This window comes from Janthinobacterium sp. NKUCC08_JDC (assembly GCF_019345575.1).
Taxonomy (GTDB): Bacteria; Pseudomonadota; Gammaproteobacteria; order Burkholderiales; family Burkholderiaceae_D; genus Janthinobacterium; species Janthinobacterium aestuarii.
This window is the reverse complement of the sequence record NZ_JAHKQW010000004.1, coordinates 101,469-122,014: the sequence shown is the minus strand read 5'-3', so window position 1 is coordinate 122,014 and position 20,546 is coordinate 101,469. Positions and strand designations below refer to the sequence as shown.

General features: G+C 62.2%; 19 protein-coding genes. 12 read left to right on the top strand and 7 right to left on the bottom strand.

Features of this window, described 5'->3' with window-relative positions; translation table 11 throughout:
• Positions 1-72: 72 nt before the first annotated feature.
• The 5 genes from KO538_RS12870 to KO538_RS12850 all read left to right on the top strand — a co-directional run bounded on the left by KO538_RS12870 (position 73) and on the right by KO538_RS12850 (position 5,411).
• A complete protein-coding gene (locus KO538_RS12870) occupies positions 73-1,008 on the top strand; it encodes a substrate-binding domain-containing protein (RefSeq protein ID WP_223278972.1) in 936 nt (311 codons plus the stop codon).
• Between the two features lie 93 nt (positions 1,009-1,101).
• On the top strand, positions 1,102-2,154 hold the full coding sequence (locus KO538_RS12865; protein WP_219328518.1) for a sugar phosphate isomerase/epimerase: 1,053 nt from the start codon (positions 1,102-1,104) through the stop codon (positions 2,152-2,154).
• Between the two features lie 9 nt (positions 2,155-2,163).
• Positions 2,164-3,315, top strand: coding sequence for a Gfo/Idh/MocA family protein (locus KO538_RS12860; RefSeq protein WP_257620329.1), 1,152 nt, complete (start codon positions 2,164-2,166; stop codon positions 3,313-3,315).
• 9 nt (positions 3,316-3,324) lie between these two features.
• On the top strand, positions 3,325-3,615 hold the full coding sequence (locus KO538_RS12855) for a 2Fe-2S iron-sulfur cluster-binding protein (protein WP_072455873.1): 291 nt from the start codon (positions 3,325-3,327) through the stop codon (positions 3,613-3,615).
• A gap of 116 nt (positions 3,616-3,731) precedes the next feature.
• Positions 3,732-5,411, top strand: coding sequence for a PQQ-binding-like beta-propeller repeat protein (locus KO538_RS12850; RefSeq protein ID WP_219328517.1), 1,680 nt, complete (start codon positions 3,732-3,734; stop codon positions 5,409-5,411).
• Between the two features lie 18 nt (positions 5,412-5,429).
• On the opposite strand, the gene KO538_RS12845 is transcribed toward KO538_RS12850, so the two are convergent.
• A complete protein-coding gene (locus tag KO538_RS12845; protein WP_219328516.1) occupies positions 5,430-5,741 on the bottom strand; it encodes a hypothetical protein in 312 nt (103 codons plus the stop codon).
• A gap of 92 nt (positions 5,742-5,833) precedes the next feature.
• On the opposite strand from KO538_RS12845, the gene KO538_RS12840 reads away from it, so the two are divergent.
• Positions 5,834-6,103 carry a MoaD/ThiS family protein gene (locus KO538_RS12840; RefSeq protein WP_219328515.1) on the top strand — a complete coding sequence of 90 codons (270 nt, stop codon included), beginning with the start codon at positions 5,834-5,836 and terminating at the stop codon, positions 6,101-6,103.
• 4 nt (positions 6,104-6,107) lie between these two features.
• The gene (locus tag KO538_RS12835; RefSeq protein WP_219328514.1) at positions 6,108-7,214 is read left to right on the top strand and encodes an exo-alpha-sialidase; all 1,107 of its coding nucleotides are present in this window, start codon (positions 6,108-6,110) and stop codon (positions 7,212-7,214) included.
• Here KO538_RS12835 and KO538_RS12830 read toward each other — a convergent pair.
• Positions 7,187-7,810, bottom strand: a complete 624-nt coding sequence (locus KO538_RS12830) for a TetR/AcrR family transcriptional regulator (protein ID WP_219328513.1) — start codon at positions 7,808-7,810, stop codon at positions 7,187-7,189. The two genes, KO538_RS12835 and KO538_RS12830, sit on opposite strands and share 28 nt — an antisense overlap.
• 169 nt (positions 7,811-7,979) lie before the next feature.
• Here KO538_RS12830 and KO538_RS12825 point away from each other — a divergent pair, with 169 nt between their 5' ends.
• The gene (locus KO538_RS12825; RefSeq protein ID WP_219328512.1) at positions 7,980-9,023 is read left to right on the top strand and encodes an MBL fold metallo-hydrolase; all 1,044 of its coding nucleotides are present in this window, start codon (positions 7,980-7,982) and stop codon (positions 9,021-9,023) included.
• A 7-nt stretch (positions 9,024-9,030) separates the two neighbouring features.
• Here KO538_RS12825 and KO538_RS12820 read toward each other — a convergent pair whose 3' ends face one another.
• Positions 9,031-9,363, bottom strand: coding sequence for a hypothetical protein (locus tag KO538_RS12820; protein WP_034753595.1), 333 nt, complete (start codon positions 9,361-9,363; stop codon positions 9,031-9,033).
• 442 nt (positions 9,364-9,805) lie between these two features.
• On the opposite strand from KO538_RS12820, the gene KO538_RS12815 reads away from it, so the two are divergent.
• Complete coding sequence (locus KO538_RS12815; protein WP_034752966.1) at positions 9,806-10,816, top strand: substrate-binding domain-containing protein; 1,011 nt, start codon at positions 9,806-9,808, stop codon at positions 10,814-10,816.
• 33 nt (positions 10,817-10,849) lie between these two features.
• On the opposite strand, the gene KO538_RS12810 is transcribed toward KO538_RS12815, so the two are convergent.
• The 3 genes from KO538_RS12810 to KO538_RS12800 all read right to left on the bottom strand — a co-directional run bounded on the left by KO538_RS12810 (position 10,850) and on the right by KO538_RS12800 (position 16,835).
• On the bottom strand, positions 10,850-14,446 hold the full coding sequence (locus KO538_RS12810) for an indolepyruvate ferredoxin oxidoreductase family protein (RefSeq protein WP_219328511.1): 3,597 nt from the start codon (positions 14,444-14,446) through the stop codon (positions 10,850-10,852).
• A 242-nt stretch (positions 14,447-14,688) separates the two neighbouring features.
• Positions 14,689-15,831 (bottom strand): hypothetical protein, encoded by a 1,143-nt coding sequence (locus tag KO538_RS12805; protein WP_219328510.1) that lies wholly within the window; start codon positions 15,829-15,831, stop codon positions 14,689-14,691.
• Between the two features lie 74 nt (positions 15,832-15,905).
• Positions 15,906-16,835 carry a LysR substrate-binding domain-containing protein gene (locus KO538_RS12800; protein WP_219328509.1) on the bottom strand — a complete coding sequence of 310 codons (930 nt, stop codon included), beginning with the start codon at positions 16,833-16,835 and terminating at the stop codon, positions 15,906-15,908.
• Positions 16,836-16,972: 137 nt separating this feature from the next.
• Here KO538_RS12800 and KO538_RS12795 point away from each other — a divergent pair, with 137 nt between their 5' ends.
• Positions 16,973-18,199, top strand: a complete 1,227-nt coding sequence (locus KO538_RS12795) for an HD-GYP domain-containing protein (protein WP_034752972.1) — start codon at positions 16,973-16,975, stop codon at positions 18,197-18,199.
• Here KO538_RS12795 and KO538_RS12790 read toward each other — a convergent pair.
• Entirely contained in the window at positions 18,196-19,242 is a 1,047-nt protein-coding gene (locus tag KO538_RS12790) for a GGDEF domain-containing protein (RefSeq protein WP_034752974.1), read from the bottom strand. The two genes, KO538_RS12795 and KO538_RS12790, sit on opposite strands and share 4 nt — an antisense overlap.
• Positions 19,243-19,723: 481 nt before the next feature.
• Between KO538_RS12790 and KO538_RS12785 the strand changes: the two genes are divergently transcribed.
• The gene (locus tag KO538_RS12785; protein ID WP_219328508.1) at positions 19,724-19,906 is read left to right on the top strand and encodes a Flp family type IVb pilin; all 183 of its coding nucleotides are present in this window, start codon (positions 19,724-19,726) and stop codon (positions 19,904-19,906) included.
• A gap of 53 nt (positions 19,907-19,959) precedes the next feature.
• Entirely contained in the window at positions 19,960-20,493 is a 534-nt protein-coding gene (locus tag KO538_RS12780; protein ID WP_070304497.1) for a prepilin peptidase, read from the top strand.
• Positions 20,494-20,546: the final 53 nt, after the last annotated feature.

Genomic DNA, 20,546 nt, shown 5'->3' with positions numbered 1-20,546 from the left:
AGCCAACGGGCGCCCACAACCTTGGAGGAGAGCAGCATGAAGAGCTTTAGACGGGTAGCAGGGGTAGCAGGGATGGCAGTGCTGGTGATGCAGGCGTGGGCGCTGCCGAGCGCGCAGGCGGCGGAAAAGCTGGTGGTCGGCGTGGCCATCCCCACGGCCACGCACAGCTTTACGTCGGGCATCGTCTGGTGGGCGAACCAGGCCAAGGCGGAACTGGAAAAAGCCCATCCGGGGCTGAAAATCATCGTCAAGACGGCCGCCACGGCGCCCGAGCAGGCGAACCAGTTGCAGGACATGTTGACGGTGAACAAGATCAACACCCTGGTGATCTTCCCCATCGAATCGGCCTCGCTGACGCAGCCCGTCGCGCAAGTGAAAAACAAGGGCGTCTACGTGACCGTGGTCGACCGTGGCTTGACGAACACGCAGTCGCAGGATGCCTACATCGCGGGCGACAACACGGCTTTCGGCAAGCTGCCGGCCGAATACCTGGCGAAAAGCTTGAATGGCAAGGGCAATATCGTCGTGCTGCGCGGCATGCCGACCACTCTCGACAACGAGCGCTATGATGCCTTCAGCGCCGTGATGAAGGGCCATCCCGAGATCAAGATCCTGGACGCCAAGTATGGCAACTGGAACCGCGACGATGCCTTCAAGGTCATGCAGGATTATCTGACCCGCTTCAAGCAGATCGACGCCGTCTGGGCCGCGGACGACGACATGGCCATCGGCGTGCAGAAAGCCATCGCGCAAGCGAAGCGCACGGACATCAAGCAAGTGTTCGGCGGCGCGGGCGCGAAGGGCGCCGTGAAAAAGATCATGGACGGTTCCGACCCGCTGATCGTGGCCGACGTGTCGTACTCGCCCAAGTTCATGTACGACGCCATCAAGCTGACGACGGAAGCGCGCCTGAAAGGTGATAAATTGCCGGCCAACACGATCATCCCATCGGTGCTGATCACGCGCGAGAACGCCAAGCAATTCTACTTTCCGAACTCGCCTTTTTAAATTCTGGGGTCAGACCCCCTCGCCCGTTAGCAATGACCTTTGCGCTAGCGGCATTGAGGGTCTGACCCCGGCTTTATCTAACAGGACATTGATATGAAAACCATCCAGGGCCCGGCCATTTTCCTGGCCCAGTTTCTCGGCGACGAGCCGCCGTTCGACTCGCTCGAGCACCTGGCGCAATGGGCGGCCGGCCTCGGTTACAAGGGCTTGCAGCTGCCGACGGCGCCGCGCCTGTTCGACCTGGAGCAAGCAGCCGGCAGCCAGCAGTACTGCGACGACGTGAAAGCCCTGCTGGCGCGCCACGGCTTGCAGGTGACGGAATTGTCGACGCACTTGCAGGGCCAGCTGATCGCCGTGCATCCCGCCTACGATGCGCTGTTCGACGGCTTTGCGCCCGAACACGTGCGTGGCGACAGCGCGGCCCGCACGGCCTGGGCCACGCAGCAACTGCTGTGGGCGGCCAGCGCTTCGCAGCGCCTGGGCCTCAAGGCGCATGTGACGTTTTCCGGCGCGCTGGCGTGGCCGTATCTGTATCCGTGGCCGCAGCGGCCCGCCGGCCTGGTGGAGACGGCGTTCGCGGAACTGGCGAAACGCTGGCTGCCTATCCTCGATGCGTTCGACGCCGCCGGTGTCGACCTTTGCTATGAGCTGCATCCGGGCGAGGATTTGCATGACGGCGTGACCTTCGAGCGCTTCCTTGCCGCCGTCAACGACCACCCGCGCGCGTCGATTCTGTACGACCCCAGCCACTTCGTGCTGCAGCAGCTCGATTACCTGGCATTCATCGACATCTATCACGCGCGCATCAAGGCCTTCCATGTAAAAGATGCGGAATTCAGGCCGAACGGGCGCCAGGGCGTGTATGGCGGCTATGCCGACTGGCAAGACCGCGCCGGGCGCTTCCGCTCGCTGGGCGACGGGCAGATCGACTTCAAGGCGATCTTTTCCAAGATGGCGCAATACGATTTCCCGGGCTGGGCCGTGCTGGAGTGGGAATGCTGCCTGAAGCATCCCGAGGACGGGGCGGCCGAAGGGGCGCGTTTCATCCGCGAACACATCATCCACGTGGCCGAGCACGCGTTCGACGATTTCGCGGGCAGCGCTGTTGACCAGGATCAAATTCATCACTTGCTTGGCTTGAAATAAGGAAACGACATGCAGCGACGCTTACGGCTGGGCATGGTAGGGGGCGGGCAGGGCGCTTTCATTGGCGCCGTGCACCGTATCGCGGCGCGCATCGACGACCAGTACGAACTGGTGGCGGGCGCCTTGTCGTCCGACCCGGACTGCGCGCGCGACAGCGGCGCCGCGCTGCATTTGGCGCCGGACCGCTGCTACAGCGATTACCGCGCCATGGCGCAGGCGGAGGCCGCCAGGGCGGACGGCATCGAGGCCGTGGCCATCGTCACGCCCAACCATTTGCACGCGCCCGTCGCCACGGCGTTCATGGAAGCGGGCATCCACGTGATCTGCGACAAGCCGCTGGGCATCTCTCTGGCGGAAGGGCAAAAGCTGGCGGCGCTGGCGCAACGTAAAAATTTGCTGTTTGCACTCACGCATACCTACAGCGGTTACCCGCTGCTGCGCCACGCGAAAGCGATGGTCGAGGCGGGCGAGATCGGCGAGCTGCGCCTCGTGCAAGTCGAGTATTCGCAGGATTGGCTGGCCGATGCGATTGCGGCGGGCGGCATGAACGAAGGCAACTGGCATAACGACCCGCAGAAAGCCGGCCCCGGCGGCACCCTGCTCGACGTGGGGCTGCATGCCTATCACCTGGCGCAATTCGTCAGCGGATTGACGCCTCAGGCCGTGCTGGCGGAACTATCGACGTTTGTTCCGAACCGTACCCTGGACGACCACGTGCAGGTGATGCTGCGCTATGCGAATGGGGCCAAGGGTACGTTGTGGGCCAGCCAGGTGGCGACCGGTTGCGAAAATACGGTGCGTCTGCGCCTGTTCGGCAGCAAGGCGCAGCTGGACTTCGACCAGGAACAACCGAACGAATTGTGGTGTACGCCGCAGGGCGGCAACCGCCAGCTGCTGCGTCCGGGGCGGGTCGACAGCGCCGCCGCGCGCCACGCCACGCGCGTGCCGGCCGGCCATCCGGAGGGGTATCTGGAAGCGTTTGCCCAGCTGTACCTGGATGCGGCTTTGCGCATTCGCGCGTTGCAATCGGGCTTGCCCGCGCCCAGGGAAGCAAGCTGGCTGCCGACGGTGGCCGATGGCGTGGCGGGCCTGGCCTTTGCGGAGGCCGTGCTGCGCAGCCATGCGGCGGGCGCCAGCTGGACCGCGCTGGCGGACTGTTAAACTGGAGGCATGAGCGCGCCTCCCTTTACCATCACCATCGTCCCGCAAGGCTGGCAATTCCCGGCCGAAGCGGGCACGACCATCCTGGCCGCCGCCGAGCTGGCCGGCATCCGCCTGCTCAGTTCCTGCCGCAATGGTACGTGCCGCACCTGCCTCTGCCACATGCCGGCGGGCCAAGTGCGGTACACTGTGGACTGGCCCGGCATCAGCCCCGATGAACGGCTCGACGGCTACATCCTGCCCTGCGTGGCCGTGGCCGAAAGCGATCTCACGGTGCAGGCGCGGGCCGTGCGCAAGTAAGGCGTCGCCGTGAGTATCTGTTAGATTTTAACAATGTTTCTCATGCTATAACATTCAGTCCAGGTTTCCAGCACACCTCCATTGGGGAGGAAATGAAACCTCAACATGGATATTGCATGCGTACATTACTCCCTTCGTTGTGGCAGGCCGCCGCATTGCCGCTGGCTATCATGACTACCTTGTCCGCCTGTGGCGGCGGTTCCGGCAGTAGCGTTGGCGTGCCGCCTGGCTTGCAGGAAAAACCCGGCATGACCCTGTCGGCAGTGAGCGGCAGCTGCACCGCCCAGCCCGGCGCCACCTGCGATGACATCCGCGTGACAGTTCGCCTGGCCGATGGCGTGACCGATGCGCGTCCCCAGCCGCATGAACAACCGGCCAGCGGCACGGCTAGCGTGCTGCAGATGGCTGACCGCCAGAAGCAGGCCGATGGCAGCTGGCTGCTGACGTTCAAGGCGCTGCCGAACCTGGCACCGGGCGTGTACACGGGCAAGATCGAGCTGGCCCTGCCCGCCACAGTGGGCCTCTACAAGACGGAAAGCATGGATTACAAGGTCACTGTCGCGCCGCTCGCCGGCAGCATGGGCGCGCTGCAGGCCTTGCCCGGCGCGGGCGACTGGGAAGGCGTGAATGGCAATGCCGCGCATACGGGCCTGGTGCCGGTCACCCTCGACAGCCGCCGCTTCACGCGGCGCTGGACCTGGCTGGGCCCCACTTCCCCGCGCGGCTTCGTCGGCAGTCCCGTGGTGGCTGCCAACGGCCTCGTGTATGTCAGCCAGCAGTCCGCCGCGCCGGTGGACGGCAGCAGCACCAAATATGTGACCACCTCGACCGTGACGGCGCTCAGCGAGAGCGATAGCCAGGCGCGCTGGACCCAGTCGCTCACGTCGGATGGCTATCTGGGCGCGCCGGCCGTTGCGGGCGGCAAGCTGGCCATGGCCGGCAGCGATACCGTGTATGTCTTCGATGCGCTCGCTGGCGGTGCGCCGCTCGGCGTGCGTCCGCCGAATACGAATGGCGTACTGCTGGGCGTTTCCCTGGCGACGGCGCCCACCTTTTTTGGCGGCAATGTCTACGTGGGCGGCAATAACGATATCAGCGGCATCGATGCGGCGGCGGGCCAGACGCGCTGGTCTGCCAGCCTCGGTTTGCCCACGCTGGGTAACGTCAACGACTGGACCCCCGCCGTCAGCGGGGGCACGGTGTACAGCCATGCGGCAGGGACATTGACGGCGTTCAATATCACCGATGGCACGGTCCGCTTCAGCGTGGCGGTGCCGGGTCAGGTGCTGGGCGGCTTGAACAAGAGCAGCTTGCGCCAGGCGCCCGTGCTGGCCGATGCGGGCAGCGTGCTGGTACTCAATCAGCGACCGCCGGCCGGCGAGGCGGCGGATAACAGTCTGAGCCTGGTTGACGTGGATAGCCGCGCCGTGCGCTGGACGGTGCGGGGGCAGTTCAGCACGCAGCCGGTGGTGGCGCAGGGCATCGTGTACGTGGGCAACCAGGCCAGCCGGTCGCTCGAAGCGCGCCAGCTCGGCGATGGCGCGCTCCTGTGGCGCTGGCCCCTCGATACGGCCCTCGATGAGTACTTTGGCGGCGATCTGATCGTCACCGGCAATCTGTTGTTTGTTGGCGGGCGCAACAATACCTATGCGATCGACCTGGCCAGCCGCAAGGCCGTCTGGACCTATCGCATGGGCGGCAGCCTGGCACTGTCGCGCCATGGCGTGCTGTACATCCGCCAGAGCACGGATTTGCCTGGCAGTAGAATGGTCTTGACCGCCATCAACCTGCAGTAGCGGCTTGCCGCGCGGCGGCTAGGGCTTGCCCGGGCTTTTGAGCCGCTGCAGCAGCGCATCCACGCTGTCGCTCACGGGCAAGCTGTGGCGGCGCAGCAGCTGCACGTGCAAGACGAGGTTTTCCAGCACCAGCTTGGCCGCCACGGCCAGCAGGGCCAGGTTGCGGTCTTCCGGGCTGAAACTTTCCATGGCGTCGGCCATCTCGCACAGGTGGTTGGCGATCAGTCCGCGCAATTCCTGCTCGTTGAAGGGCAGGTCGGCAAAATCGATGGGATCGGCCACCTCCACTTCCTGCATCAGCACCGCTAGTTCTTCCGGGGTAATCGTCATGCCTGGCCTCCTTGTGTGCTTGCCGCTATTTTAATTGTATTGGTCGCAAAGCGGACTAGAATGAGTCGAGGCCGACGACGTCGAAGGGCAGCATGGCGCATCTGCATTTTACGCAACAACTGGCACGCTTCCTGGACGTCCCCACGGTGGACGTGGCCGCGCCATGCCTGCGCGCCGCCCTCGATGCCGCGTTTGCGCAGCAGCCGCGCCTGCGCGGTTATGTGCTCGACGAGCAGGGCGCCTTGCGCCCGAACGTGGTGATCTTCATCGATGGCGTGCGCTGCCGCGAGCGGCGCGTGCTCGACGACGTCTTGCTGCCCGACAGCCAGGTCTATATCTTGCAGGCACTTTCCGGAGGTTGACGCCATGACAGCAGTTCCGCAACGCGCGTATCTCGGCACCCGCAAGGGGCTGTTTCAATTCGATGTCGATGCGGCCGGTGCCTGGCAGCTGGTGCTGGTGCAGTTTGCCGGCGATCCCGTCTCCATGCTGTTGCACGATGGCCGCGATGGCGCCGTGTACGCGGCCCTGAACCTGGGCCACTTCGGCGCCAAGCTGCACCGGCTCGATGCGGGCGCCAGCGCGTGGCAGGAAGTCGCCGTGCCCGCCTACCCCGCCAAGCCCGAGGACAGCACCGATACCGTGGACTGGACTTTGCGGCAAATCTGGTCGCTGGCGGCCGGCGGCGCGGATCAGCCCGGCGTGCTCTGGGCGGGCACCCTGCCTGGCGGCCTGTTCCGCTCCAACGACCGCGGCGAGAGCTGGCAGCTGGTGGAATCGCTGTGGAACGTGCCGCAGCGGGCGCAGTGGTTTGGCGGCGGCTATGACGTACCCGGCATCCACAGCATTTGCGTCGACCCGCGCGACAGCAATACAGTGCTGGTCGGCGTGTCCTGCGGCGGCGTGTGGCAAACGCTCGATGGCGGCGCCAGCTGGGCCTTGAGCGCGACGGGCATGCGCGCCGACTACATGCCGCCCGAGCTCGATGAAAACGAAGCCGTGCAAGACCCGCACCGCATCGTGCGCTGCGCCGGTACGCCGGACGCGCTGTGGTGCCAGCACCATAACGGCATCTGGCGTTCGGACGATGCCGGCTGGCACTGGCAGGAAGTGACGACGGCGCCGCTGTCGCATTTCGGCTTTGCCGTGGCCGTGCATCCGCGTGATGGCGATACGGCCTGGTTCGTGCCGGCGCAGGCGGACGTGCTGCGCATTCCCATCGACGGCGCGCTGGCCGTCACGCGCACGCGCGATGGCGGAAAAACTTTCGAAGTGTTGCGCGATGGACTGCCGCAGCGGCATTGCTACGACCTCATCTACCGCCACGGGCTGGCGCTGGCCGACGACGGGCGCAGTTTATTGATGGCGTCGACGACGGGCGGCGCCTGGTATTCCGGCGATGAGGGCGAACACTGGCAGACGCTGTCCGCCCACTTGCCGCCCGTTTATGCCGTCTGTTTCGCCACGCCGTAATAGCACAGGAAGATATCGACGGCCAGTTCCGCTACTTTGCGCTGGCGTGCCGGGCCCAGCAGGGGCTCACCCATGGTGATCTGCGGCCAGAAGGCAAAGGTTTTTAAAGGCGACATCAGCAGATGCGCCACTTCCAGGGTCTCGCCCGCCTTGATGCGCCCGTCTTGCTGCGCCGCGCGGATCCAGATATTCAGACCTGTTTCCTTTTCATTCAGGCGCGCCACCATGGCTTGCGCCCGCTCGGGCGAGTGGATGGTTTCGCCAAAGATCACACGCGCCAGGTCGATGAAGGCGGGATCGCACAGCAATTCCATTTTCTGCTCGACCAGGGCCAGCACCTGCGGGCGCAGCGGCTGGTCCGCCACATAGGGCACGGCTGGCTGGGACACGCTGCTTTCCCACATGCGCTGCAGGATTTCCGCGAACAACTCGTCCTTGCTGGGGAAATGGTTGTACACGGTGCGCTTGGAAACGGCGGCCGAGGCAGCGATCCTGTCCATGCTGGTCGCATCAAAGCCGTGGTCGCGGAACTCGGCGATGGCGGCATCGACGATGGCGACGCGCTTGCGGTCGGTGAGGCGTTGCGGTGCGGCCATGGCTGAAAATCTCCTTTGAAAACAATATTTTACACCTCTTGGTTTACTTTGCCAGAAATAGGAACTACACTGTGTAGTGTAATTTAATCCTTGTTAATTCCTTGCCGGGCCATATATGCACTTGCACCGAGCCGCACGTCGTCTCTTCTTTCTGGGAGTCCTGATCATCATGAGTTCTTGCACCTTGCGCGCCACGCCTGCCGCGCCCGCTGAATCACCGCAACGCCACGAAGGCAAGTTCCGCAATCCCGTGGAAATGTACAAGCTGGGCACGACAGCGACGCTCAAGCTGCTGTGGACATTTGTCTTTGATAAACCGGATAGCACGGTGCCGGCCGCGGCCGTTCCCGTGCAAGCCTTGACCCGGGCGCAGCTGCTGGCCGCGCCCGACAACAGCCTGTTTCGCCTCGGCCATTCGACCCTGCTGCTGAAACTTAACGGCGAATTCTTCCTCACCGACCCCGTGTTTTCCGAGCGCGCCTCGCCGGTGCAGTGGGCGGGACCGAAACGTTTCCACCAGCCGCCCATCAGCATCGCCGACTTGCCGCCGATCAAGGCCATCATCCTGTCGCACAACCATTACGACCACCTCGACTATGCTGCCGTGCTGCAACTGGCCGCCAAGACCGAACATTTCGTTGCGCCGCTGGGCGTGGGCGATACCATCGTCGAATGGGGCGTACCGAAGGAAAAGGTGCAGCAGTTCGACTGGTGGCAAGGCACGACGATTGCCGGCGTGAAACTCGTCGCCACGCCGTCGCAGCATTTCTCGGGGCGCGGCCTGTTTGACAGCAATCAAACCCTGTGGGCCTCGTGGGTCATCGACGCTCCGGATGTGCGCGTGTTTTTCAGCGGCGACTCCGGCTATTTCGACGGTTTCAAACAGATCGGCGACAAGTACGGCCCGTTCGACATGACCATGATCGAGACGGGCGCCTACGACAAACTGTGGCCGGACGTGCACATGCAGCCGGAACAGACCTTGCAAGCGCACCAGGACTTGCGCGGCAAGTGGCTCATGCCCGTACACAACGGCACGTTTGACCTGGGGCTGCATGCCTGGCACGAACCGTTCGACCGCATCACGGGGCTGGCGGCCAAGCAGGGCGTGAACCTGGCCACGCCGCAGATGGGCGAGGCGGTCGACCTGGCGCAGCCGAAAAAAGGCGAAAAATGGTGGCTGGCAATGCTGGAAGAAGAGATGGCGCGGTAACGCTGGCTCAGGCCGTCACGTCGATCAGGCGTCCCAGGGTCTGGCCATAGCCGTTCAGCTGGGGCGTGCTTTTCGGTGCGGCCGGGGCCGCTTGTTGTGGCACGGCCACCTTGATCGCCTGGTCCAGCTGCGGTGCCTTGACGGCGGCCGGGGCATCGGCCTGCGCTTGCTGGCTGCTGCGTTGGGTCTGGCTCAGCGATTCCTGTTCCCGCGCCAGCAACTGTCGGCTTTGTGCCAGCTGTTCGCTGTCGCGCTGCACCTGGTTCTGGCCTTGTTCGACCCTGCGCTGCGCCGTGGCCAGCGAGGCTTGCAAGTTGTTGACGGACGTTAGCGATACCACATTGTTCACCTTTGAAAGTATGTCCAGGCGTACAGGGAAGGGAGGGGGCCCGGGCCATGTGTTGCATCAGACGCAACATGCCTGGCAGTAACCTTTACCTGAATCAAGAGTAGGACAAATTCTCGCACAGTTCCAGTCAATATGTTTTCTTGATAATGCTATCGCGCGCGCCCTGTGTTGCCGAAGCGGCATGCCAAAGGTGAGGCAATGATTGTCGAAGTGAGTACATGCTGTCGCTTGCGAGCATTGTTTCTCTGCCATCGGTGACGCCGTGCCGTAGAGGGGCACAAGTGCTCACATTTAAAACGTTGCTTTTTAGATAGTCAATGTATTGTTGTTTTTATACCATGTCTGCGCCCGCTAATGCGCGGCCTGTTTGGCGCTCTGGGCTATAATGGACGGTCAGAGTTGGTTTCTTTTGCCATACAGACAGGTAGTTAACATGAATCTCAAGAGCCTCGCAATTGCCCTCGGCATGTCGAAAACGACAGTCAGCAGGGCGTTGAACGGCTATCCGGAAGTCAATTCCCGCACCCGTGAAATCGTCCTGGCCGCCGCCAAGAAAGTCGGCTACCGGCCCAATCCGCTTGCGCGCAGCCTGGCCGTCGGCCGCACGAATGTGCTCGGCATGATCTATCCCTTGCTGCCCAGCGACCTGGGCGACAGCGTCTTTCTTTCCGTGGTCAATGGCATGTCCGACGCCGTCGAAGCGTCGAAGATGAGTTTAATCATCGCGCCCGTGTCGCCGCAGAACGAACAGCCCTCGTATGAAAACATGGTGCGCGGGCGCCAGGTCGATGGCCTGGTGGTGGGCCGCACCAAGGTGGTCGACGAACGCATCGCCTACCTGACGAAAGTGGGCTTTCCCTTTGTCGCGAATGGCCGCACGCGCATCGACGCGCCGTACGCCTATTTTGACTACGACAACGACACGGGCATCGACCTGGCCGTGTCTTTCCTGGCGGCGCATGGCCACCAGCGCATCGCCCTGCTGAGCGCGCCGCTGGATCTGCATTTTGCGTATGAGCGCAAGGAAAGCTTTATCCGCTGCATGGCGCAAGCGGGCTTGCCGGTCGATCCCGCCTATCTGCTCGACAATACTTTTGATCGCCGCAGCGGCTACCAGGCCATGCAGCAATTGCTGGCCTGCTCGCCGCGTCCCACGGCCGTCATCGTCGACAACCACTTGTCCGGCGTGGGCGTGGTGCGCGCGCTGATGGATGCGGGCATCGAGATCGGCAAGGAAATCTCCGTCATCGTCTGGGGCAATGTGGAAGACACCTTGATCGGCATCAACGTCACCACCATCGACCAGCCCGACCTGCGCCGCGCCGGCGCGAAGATGGTCGAAATGCTGGAATCGCTGCTGGCCGGCACGCCGCCGGAACGGCTGCAGGAAATCTGGCAGCCGGTGCTGTTGCCGGGAGCGACGGTGGGGCGCTGCCCCGAATAAAAAAAACGCAGAGCCGAGGCTCTGCGTTGTCTTTTATGCCGCGTGCTTGCTTCCATCCGCCAGCACGGCCAATAGTCTCGCCTTATCCTTGCGGTAAGTATCGACGGCCGCTTCCTTGACGTGGCCGAAGCCGCGGATTTTCTCGGGCAGGGAGGCCAGTTCCACGCAGGTAGACAGGTTCTCCGCCGTCAGGTTGACCAGCAGGCCGGCCAGCAGTTCGCGGTATTCGACGATCAGCGCGCGCTCCATCTTGCGCTCGGCCGTGTAGCCGAAGAGGTCGAAGGTGCCGCCGCGCAAGCCCTTGGCTTTGGCCAGCAGCTTGAAGGCGCGCCACATCCAGGAACCGAACTCCGCTTTCACCAGATGCCCTTTCGCATCCTTTTTCGCAAACAGTGGCGGCGCCAGGTTGAATTTGACGGAGAAATTCCCTTCGAATTGCTGCTGCAATTGCTCGACGAAACGGCCATCCGTGTACAGGCGCGCCACTTCGTATTCATCCTTGTAGGCCAGCAATTTGAAATAGCTTTTCGCCACGGCGGTCGACAGTTTCTGTCCCAGCCCCAGGGTGTTTTCGCGGTCGCGCACCTGTTTCACCAAGGTCGCATAACCATCCGCATACGCGGCGTTTTGGTAGGCCGTGAGGAACTCCACGCGCTTCTTGATGACGCTGTCGAGGCTTTGCGGCATTTGCACGATGATCGCTTGCGACGGCGTGGCGATTTGCGTGACACGGCGCACGTCGACGGCGGCGCGGCGGCCCCACAGGAAACTCTTCTTGTTCGATTCGATGCCCACGCCATTGAGTTCAATGGCGCGCAGCAAGGCCGCTTCCGTCAACGGGATGCGGCCCTTTTGCCAGGCGTAGCCGAGCATGAACAAGTTGGCGGCAATCGAGTCGCCCATCAGCGCGGTGGCCAGTTTGGTGGCGTCGATGAAGTCGGCCGCATCGGCGCCACCGACGGATTCCTCGATCAGCTGGCGCACTTCGGCCGTCGGATATTGCCAGTCCGCATTCTGCGCAAACGTGCCCGGCGGCTGCTCGTGCAGATTGACGACTGCCAGGCTGCGGCCCGGACGCATTTTCGACACGGCATCCTGCGCCCCGGCCGTCAGCATGTCGCAGCCCAGGATCAGGTCCGCTTCGCCCGTGGCAATGCGCTGGGCGCGGATGTGCGCGGGGGATTTGGCGATTTTCACGTGCGAGGTGACGGAACCGTTCTTTTGCGACATGCCCGTCATGTCCAGCACGGACGCGCCCTTGCCTTCCAGGTGCGCCGCCATGCCCATCAGGGCGCCGACGGTGATGACGCCCGTGCCGCCGATGCCGTTGATCAGGATGTTGTACGGCGCGTCGCAAGCGGGCAGGACGGGTTCCGGCAGGGGGCCGAAGTTGTCCGTCTCGCCCGCTTTGCTCGCGCCCGTCTTGGTCTTCTTCAGGCTACCGCCCTCGACGGTGACGAAGCTGGGGCAAAAGCCCTTGGCGCACGAGTAATCCTTGTTGCACGAGGATTGGTCGATGGTGCGCTTGCGGCCAAATTCCGTCTCTTTCGGCAAGATCGACACGCAGTTCGACTGCACGCCGCAGTCGCCGCAGCCTTCGCAGACGGCGTCGTTGATGACCATGCGCTTGGCAATGTCCGGATACTCGCCTTTCTTGCGGCGCCGGCGTTTCTCTGCCGCGCACGTCTGGTCGTAGATCAGCACGGATACACCTTGCACTTCGCGCAATTCGCGCTGCACGGCATCCATGTCCTTGCGGTCGTGCAAGGTCAGGTGGACGGGCAGGTTGCTGCGGTCGCTGTAGCGGCTCAGATCTTCCGTCACCAGCGCAATGCGGGCGATGCCTTCGGCCGCCACTTGCTGCGCCATCATGGGCACGGTGATGAGGCCGTCCACGGGCTGGCCGCCCGTCATGGCAACGGCGTCGTTGTAGAGGATTTTGTAGGTAATGTTGACCTTGGCCGCCTGCGCGGCGCGGATGGCCAGATAGCCGGAATGGAAATATGTGCCGTCGCCCAGGTTCTGGAACACGTGCGGCAGTTCGGAAAACGCGGCTTGCCCGATCCACGGCGCGCCTTCGCCGCCCATGTGCGTGGTCAGCTTGTTCATTTCCGGATAGATCGACGTGGCCATCACGTGGCAGCCGATGCCGGCCAGCGCCAGGCTGCCGTCGGGTACCTTGGTCGATGTGTTGTGCGGGCAGCCGGAGCAGTAAAACGCGGGGCGGAACGGCGTGTTCACGGCTTTCTTTAATACCGCATCCTTGGCGTCGAGGAAGCTCAGGCGCGCCTTGATCAGGTCGCACGTGACGGGGTCGGAAATCAGGCGCGCGATGCGGCTGGCGATGACACGCGCCACTTGCGAGACGGAAAAATCCGCCTTCGAGGTCAGCAGCCATTCGCCGCGCGGCGCCACCCATTCGCCTTTTTCGTCGAACTTGCCGATCACGCGTGGGCGCACGTCGTCGCGCCAGTTGTACAGCTGCTCTTTTAATTGGTATTCGACGATTTGCCGTTTTTCTTCGACAACGAGGATTTCATCGAGGCCTTGCGCGAATTCGCGCACGCTGTCCGGTTCCAGCGGCCACGGCATGGCGACCTTGAACAGCCGCATGCCGACGTCGGCCGCCATTTGCTCGTCGATGCCCAGCTCTTCCAGCGCCTCGAGCACGTCCAGGTAGGATTTGCCGGACGCGATGATGCCCAGCTTGGCGTTCGGGCTGTCGATGGTGGTGTGGTTGAGCTTGTTTTCTCGCGCGTAGGCCAGGGCCGCATAGATCTTGTAATCCTGCATCAGCGCTTCCTGGTTGCGCGCCTGCTGGCCCAGCGGGATGCTCGACAGGCGCGCGTTCAGGCCGCCTTCAGGCATCTGGAAATCCTGCGGAATTTTCACTTCGACGCGGAACGGGTCGGCATCGATGGAGGCCGACGATTCGACCGTGTCGGCCAGGGCCTTGAAAGCGACCGTGCAGCCGGAAAAGCGCGACATGGCCCAGCCGTGGATGCCGAGGTCCAGGTATTCCTGCACATTGCATGGATACAGGACGGGGATCATCGAGGCGGAGAACAAATGGTCGGACTGGTGCGGCAGGGTCGACGAATAGGCGCCATGGTCATCGCCGGCCACCAGCAGCACGCCGCCCAGTTTCGCCGTGCCCGCATGGTTCATGTGCTTGAAGACATCGCCGCAGCGGTCCACGCCAGGACCCTTGCCATACCACATGGCGAACACGCCGTCGTACTTGGCCGGGCCGATCAGGTCGACCTGCTGCGAACCCCAGACGGCCGTGGCGGCCAGGTCTTCGTTGACGCCGGGCACGAACTGCACGTGGTGCGCTTCCAGCTGTTTCTTGGCTTTCCACAGGTTCTCGTCGAGGCCGCCCAAGGGCGAACCGCGGTAGCCGGAGATGAAACCGGCCGTGTTCAGGCCAGCAGCCTGGTCGCGCAGGCGCTGCATCATCGGCAGACGTACGAGGGCCTGGATGCCGGACAGGAAGATGGCGCCGGAAGTGGCTGTGTATTTGTCGTCGAGGCTGACGGTGGTCAAACGGGAAGTGTCGGGGGGTGTAGATGGCGCGGCACCGGCGTTTCTAGCGAACGCTGCGGAGCCGTTTTCCGTGGTCACGGACATGGCTGTCTCCAAAAGGGTGTTTCAGATGACGGCTGTACAAGGGACGCGCCCGGTAAGGCGCGCGCTGTGCAGACGGGATGGCCGCGTGTGGGCGGCACATAACTATTTTAAATTTAAAATAGTTAATGTGGTCAGTGTAGAACGAGTGGGGGAGAGGGGCAAATATGGTTTGCCGATGGGGGTATAAGAAAAATTGATGGCCTATCTTGTGCCGCAAGACAGGCCATGTTTGCCGTGCACGCTTAGGGCAGGGTCCATTGCAGCTTGCGCGCGCGCAAGGGATAGGCCACTGGCGTCAATTCGGGCAGCAAGCCATTGAGCGAGTCTTGCGTCAGTTCCAGGGCTTTTTGGGGACTAAGCTCATTGACGCTGAGACTACTCATGAAACCTGTATCAAAGCTCAGATATATGGGAGGACCATTTTCCTTGATATTGACGGTCGTGCGCTTTTTGTAGAAGGCGAGCTCGTATGTGCCCGGTGCCAGTTCCAGCGCCACATGTGTGCCGGAATCATGATAGTAGAGGTTTTTTTTCGCGCTGCCCTGCAGATGGCTGGCCTCGATAGTGTAGAAGGTGCTGCCATCTTCGAATTTCTCGCTATCTACCGTTTCTTGCGGCATGCGGTTAAAGAGGATCAGATTGGCTTTTCTGTTGAGTACCGTGCCCGCTTGCCCAGGCGCACTTGACGGCTCCAGGGCGGTCGTGCGGCGCAGGCCTTGTTCCTCTGCTTCGTGCTGGGCTTTGTGTCCCATGATCCCATTCAGCGCAATAGAGACGTTAAGTGGTCCCATGGATCTGGCCTCTTTTGCATCGTAGTGAAGGTCCTTCATGGTGGCACGCGTCGTTTCTATGGAATGCCAGATGGTTTTACTCGCCACTCGGTCATATACCACCGCTTCAACGAGCATGATGAAGGAAGAACGGCAGCCATAGCTATTGCATTTTCCTAGCGTGGTATCTGCATATTTCCAGTCCACCAGAGCCACGTAGCGCCGCCCCGTCGTGCTGGCAGGCAGTCCCTGCACGGTGTCGAGGATGGATGGTTGCTTGAACGCGGGCGGCATGGGGACGAAGGCGAGTTCTTCTTTCGGATCCTTGGCAGCGTCGACATAGGCACGGCAAGCCCAGCTTTTGAACAGGGAGGTGTTGTCCGACGAGACGATGGTACCCCAGGTACTTTCATGGGTCTTGGGCGTGCAACTGTCCGGCGCAATAAATACCACCACCTCGATTTCTTTTCTTTCAATGGGCTGCGCAACATCGCTGAGTAGCACTTCGCGCAAGGGAAATTCGGATTGCGGGCGGGCGGCTTGGGCGCCCTGCATTAGCAGCAGCAGGGCGGCGCTTGCCGCCAGACGGCGCAAGGAAGTGGTAAGCAAGAACATGATGACGATGGTGAAATGAATAAGACCATCATTTTATTTCTTTTGAGAAATTATTGCTGGAAAAATAATGCTCGCTACAGCACGTGCGCCCCCGCCCAGCGCCCGCTGCCGCACAGCTCGGCGGCCACTTGCAGCACGAGGTTTTTCACGGCATTGCCTGCGTTCGTCAGGGGAATGTTTTTCGAGGCGCACAGGGCCACCGTGCGCGACAGGACGGGGCTGTGGATGGCGTAGCTGCGCATGGCGCCGCTGTCGAGTTCGGCCAGCAGGGGCGCGGCGGGCAGGATGGTGGCGCCCATGCCGGCCAGGATGGCCGATTTCAGGATGGCGATCGAGTTGATCTCGATCACGTTCGCCGTCTCCAGGCCCAGTTCGCGGGCGCGGCTGTCGATGCGCGGGCGCACGCCATGCTGCAGGCCCGGCAGGATCAGGGTGGCGCTCAACGCCTGCGGGAACGACAGCGCCGAGCCCGCGGGCGCGAACGGTGAATCGCTGCGGCAGATGAAACGCATCTCTTCTTCCACCAGGGGACTGCAGGCAAACGGGGTCAGCTGGCCATCGTCGAACAGCACGGCCAGGTTGATGCGTCCCGATTTGAGCTGTTCATTGAGGTTGCCCGTGATTTCTTCCGTCAGTTGCAGGGTGATTTCAGGGTAGCGTTCGCGCGCGGCCAGCAGCAGAGGCAGGGCCAGCGCGCCCGATATGCTGTGCGGCAAACCCAGGGTGACGTTGCCGGACGGCCGCGTGGCGCTTTGCGTGACGGCCGAGCGGGCGTCGGCCACCTGTTTCAAAATCGCTTGCGCATGTTCGTAAAACACCTTGCCCGCGTCCGTGCTGAGCACGCCCTGCGCCGAGCGGTGCAGCAGCTGCACGCCCAGTTCCTCTTCCAGTTGGCGCAGCTGCTGCGTCAGGGCCGGCTGCGCCACGTGCAGGATCAGGGCCGCGCGCGACAGCGAGCCGTGGTCGACGATGGCAACAAAGTAGCGTAATTGGCGCAGTTCCATGGGTCCCAAAAGCGGTGCGTTGAGCGGAAAAGCAGCATATTGCGCCGCAGCGCCGAACGCGGCCAGCAGAATAACAATTTTGTTATACTCATTCTAACGCCTTCGGTGTTCCAGCCGCGTATTTGTGGGATGACAGCATGCTCAAGAAAGTTGATTCGTCTCAATTAAAAGTGGGCATGTACATTCATGACCTCAGCTGCGACTGGATGACGCATCCATTCGTGCGCAACCGTTTCCTGTTGCGCAGCGACGATGAAATCCGCAAGATCGTGCAGGCCGGCATCCACGACGTGGTGATCGACAGCGGCAAGGGCCTCGACGTGCAGGACGCGCCCACGGTGGCGCAGGCGCAGGCTGACACGGAACGCGAACTGGTGCAGATCGCCACGCCGCCGCAAGTGGTCACGCGCGTGTCGCTGGGCATGGAACTGGCGCGCGCCACGCAGGTGCGGCGGCAGGCGGCAAGCCTGGTGCGCACGGTGATGGCTGATGTGCGCCTGGGCAAGGCGGTCGAGCTCGACCGCGTGCAGCACACGGTGCAGGATATTACCGAATCGATCCTGCGCAATCCCGGCGCCCTCGTCGGCTTGTTGCGCATCAAGAGCAAGGATGACTACACCTTCCTGCATTCCGTCAGCGTGTGTGCGCTGCTGGTGGCGTTTTGCCGCTCGCGCGGCATCGATGCGGCCACCACGCACCAGGCCGGTCTCGGCGGCTTGCTGCACGACACGGGCAAGGCGCTGGTGCCCGATAGCGTGCTGAACAAACCCGGCCCCCTGAGCTCGGAAGAGTTTATCCAGATCAAGCGCCATCCGCGCGACGGCTACGACATCCTGCGCCAGTCGCCCGAGGTGGGCGCCATTCCCCTCGACATTACCTTGCACCATCACGAACGGCGCGACGGCAGCGGCTACCCGGACCAGCTGGCCGGCGACGCCATCAGCGAACTGGCGCAGATGGCCGCCATCGTCGACGTATATGACGCGCTGACGTCGGACCGCAGCTATCACAAGGGTATTCCCGCCGCCGAAGCCTTGCGCAAGATCTATGAGTGGAGCAAATTCCACTTCAATCCCGTGTTCGCGCAGGATTTCATGCGCTGCGTGGGTATCTATCCGGTGGGCACCATGGTGATGCTGGAATCGGGCCGCCTGGCCGTCGTCATCGAGGCGCACGAAAGCAATCTGCTGGCGCCGAAGGTCAATGTGTTTTTCAGTACGAAGAGCAAGACCTACATCAAGCCGGAAACGGTCGACCTGTCGCGCGGCTTCGGCTTCGGCGGCGCCGACAAGATCGTCGGCCATGAGTCGGCCGCCAAGTGGCAAGTCGATCCCATGCGTTTTCTTTCCCTTGCAGACGCTTAGAAAAACTCTGCCGTATCGTTCGAGGTAATGGTTGTCAGCAAGCCTTTTGCCACCAGTTCGTCGTAGTGGCACGCCAGATTGCGGCCATGGCTCTTGGCGTAATACAAGGCCTGGTCGGCGCGGCCGAGGATGATGACGGGCGCTTCGTAGGCGTTGATGCTGACGAAGCCCACGCTGACGGTCACTCTGCCCACTTGCGGGAAGTCGTGCGCTTCGACATTGGTGCGGAAGCGGTCGATGATTTTCTGTGCATTTTCCAGGGTGATCGAGCGCAGCAGCACGACGAATTCCTCGCCGCCGAAGCGGAAGATGCGGTCTTGCGAGCGGAACGACGATTGCAGCTGGTTGGCGATCAGGATCAGCACTTCATCGCCATACAGGTGGCCAAATTTATCGTTGACCAGCTTGAAATGATCGACGTCGATCACGGCCAGCCATTGCCGTTCCGTGTCCGTATGGTGGCGCCGCTCTTCATCGACGGGACGCGGCTTTTCCGCTTCCGGTTCGCCGCGGCTGTGCAGGATTTTCGCCAGCTGGTCGTCGAAGGTCTTGCGGTTCAACAAGCCGGTGAGCGAATCGCGTTCGCTGTAGTCGAGCAGGTTCTGGAAATTGCGGTACACGCTGACGATGCCGCCGATCACCTGGATGGTGGCGCCCGTATACGGCGTGGGATTGGTGATTTCCAGGCAGGTGGTGACCTGGTCGCCGATCCAGATGGGCAGCCACAGCAGGTGGCGGCCGTCCGCGCACAGAGTGTCGGCGCTCGCTTCATGGCGCTTGATGCAGGCGGCCAGAGCCGGGTAGTCGGACAGCGGTTCGCCTGGCAGGGTCGGGTCGTTATGCTCTTCCATGCGGGCTACGCTGCCCGCCACGATGATGGCCCGCGACCGCACGAACACCTGGCCACGCACGGTGGTCAGCGCCAACACACGGGTCTGCGACGCGGCAGCGAGTTCCTGGACCGCCGAGATCACGGAGATGTCGAGCATCGTGTGGTCGCGGTGCCCGGTCATGTCCACCATGTGTTTCAGTAGGGAATCCATTGTCGATCTCTGGAAAGTGGTCACACAAGTGTCGTCATACCAGCATTGCATCAAGCAAGAGCATGTTCGCGTCCGTCTACAAGAAGCCAAGATTTATTTGGTGGCATGACGCTCTGTACCGCCGGGCGAGAGGCCTTTCCAAAGAAGAGCTAAGCAGGATAATGTCTTTTTGCCTAATAGGCAATTAACGTATGCAATATTTCATGTAAATACATGAGATTCATGCACTGCATTGCAAAAAACTTGCCCTGACGCAGGCTTTCAATCCGGATCGCAACATTTGTTTGCGCCAGCCGCCATTTCACCAGAGTTTGATAATTTCCATGTGGAAACTTGTGGCGCGTCAATTTGCCAAAACGTGGACGCTTTATAGTCAATGTAATGGCGCAGAAATTTACGGCAGGAAACATATTAGCAGGAAAGGGCAATGTTTCCCACCCGATTGCGCCAGGGACTTGTGATTCACTTTTGGGAGCTTGTCATGCATACCTTCCTGTCGGCAGTACAGCAGTTTGTCAATGACGAGGATGGCATTACGGCAATCGAATACGGCCTGATCGCGGCGTTGATGGCTACCGCCATCACGGCCGGTTTCTTGCTGATCAAGACCAACTTGCTGGCCGTCCTCACCGATATTTCGTCGAACCTGGTGTTGACGCCCTAAGCGGGTGCCCGCCGCTGGCCGGCCAGTGGCGGGTTTTTTTCGGGAGGTGTGCCATGCCTGCAACTGCCTTGTGCGACCTGCTGCTGCTGTGCTTTGTGACGGGGGCCGCCGTCAGTGATTTGATCCAACGCAAGATTCCGAATTGGCTGGTGCTGGCGGGCATGCTCGCCGCGCTGGCGCTGCATTTGTGGCTGTGGCCACACCGCGTGCCGCAACTGGTGCTGGGCGGCATGGCAACGGGTTTTTTCCTCTTTTTACCCTTGTACGTGCTGCGCGGCATGGCCGCCGGCGACGTCAAGCTGATCGCCATGGTGGGCGCCTTTGTCGGTCCCTGGCCCGTGCTGCAGATCTGTTTTGCCACATTTGTCCTGGGCGGCGTGATGGCCGTGCTGATGATCACCTGGCAGGGCAAGTGGCGCGTTTGCCTCGGCAATCTGCGCCAGCTGATGTGGCCGATGATCGCGCGCATGGCCGGCATTCCGCTGGCGCCAAGCGCGCTGGGCAGCGGCGCCAGCGTGGGCAACATGCCGTACGGACTGGCCGTCGCCCTGGGCTGCCTAGTGGTGCAAGGGCGGAATTATTTCTGATTGGCATTCATTGCTCTGAATCAATGGACGCCAGTTCTCGCTCGCTAGAATGA

Excerpts from the sequence above, each read along its gene's own strand:
- KO538_RS12815 (WP_034752966.1), top strand. The coding sequence starts at position 9,806 with ATGAATCTCAAGAGCCTCGCAATTGCCCTCGGCATGTCGAAAACGACA.
- KO538_RS12810 (WP_219328511.1), bottom strand. The coding sequence starts at position 14,446 with ATGTCCGTGACCACGGAAAACGGCTCCGCAGCGTTCGCTAGAAACGCC.
- KO538_RS12860 (WP_257620329.1), top strand. The coding sequence starts at position 2,164 with ATGCAGCGACGCTTACGGCTGGGCATGGTAGGGGGCGGGCAGGGCGCT.
- KO538_RS12840 (WP_219328515.1), top strand. The coding sequence starts at position 5,834 with ATGGCGCATCTGCATTTTACGCAACAACTGGCACGCTTCCTGGACGTC.
- KO538_RS12850 (WP_219328517.1), top strand. The coding sequence starts at position 3,732 with ATGCGTACATTACTCCCTTCGTTGTGGCAGGCCGCCGCATTGCCGCTG.
- KO538_RS12830 (WP_219328513.1), bottom strand. The coding sequence starts at position 7,810 with ATGGCCGCACCGCAACGCCTCACCGACCGCAAGCGCGTCGCCATCGTC.
- KO538_RS12795 (WP_034752972.1), top strand. The coding sequence starts at position 16,973 with ATGCTCAAGAAAGTTGATTCGTCTCAATTAAAAGTGGGCATGTACATT.
- KO538_RS12825 (WP_219328512.1), top strand. The coding sequence starts at position 7,980 with ATGAGTTCTTGCACCTTGCGCGCCACGCCTGCCGCGCCCGCTGAATCA.
- KO538_RS12855 (WP_072455873.1), top strand. The coding sequence starts at position 3,325 with ATGAGCGCGCCTCCCTTTACCATCACCATCGTCCCGCAAGGCTGGCAA.
- KO538_RS12865 (WP_219328518.1), top strand. The coding sequence starts at position 1,102 with ATGAAAACCATCCAGGGCCCGGCCATTTTCCTGGCCCAGTTTCTCGGC.
- KO538_RS12800 (WP_219328509.1), bottom strand. The coding sequence starts at position 16,835 with ATGGAACTGCGCCAATTACGCTACTTTGTTGCCATCGTCGACCACGGC.
- KO538_RS12780 (WP_070304497.1), top strand. The coding sequence starts at position 19,960 with ATGCCTGCAACTGCCTTGTGCGACCTGCTGCTGCTGTGCTTTGTGACG.
- KO538_RS12790 (WP_034752974.1), bottom strand. The coding sequence starts at position 19,242 with ATGGATTCCCTACTGAAACACATGGTGGACATGACCGGGCACCGCGAC.
- KO538_RS12835 (WP_219328514.1), top strand. The coding sequence starts at position 6,108 with ATGACAGCAGTTCCGCAACGCGCGTATCTCGGCACCCGCAAGGGGCTG.
- KO538_RS12845 (WP_219328516.1), bottom strand. The coding sequence starts at position 5,741 with ATGACGATTACCCCGGAAGAACTAGCGGTGCTGATGCAGGAAGTGGAG.
- KO538_RS12785 (WP_219328508.1), top strand. The coding sequence starts at position 19,724 with ATGCATACCTTCCTGTCGGCAGTACAGCAGTTTGTCAATGACGAGGAT.
- KO538_RS12870 (WP_223278972.1), top strand. The coding sequence starts at position 73 with ATGGCAGTGCTGGTGATGCAGGCGTGGGCGCTGCCGAGCGCGCAGGCG.
- KO538_RS12805 (WP_219328510.1), bottom strand. The coding sequence starts at position 15,831 with ATGTTCTTGCTTACCACTTCCTTGCGCCGTCTGGCGGCAAGCGCCGCC.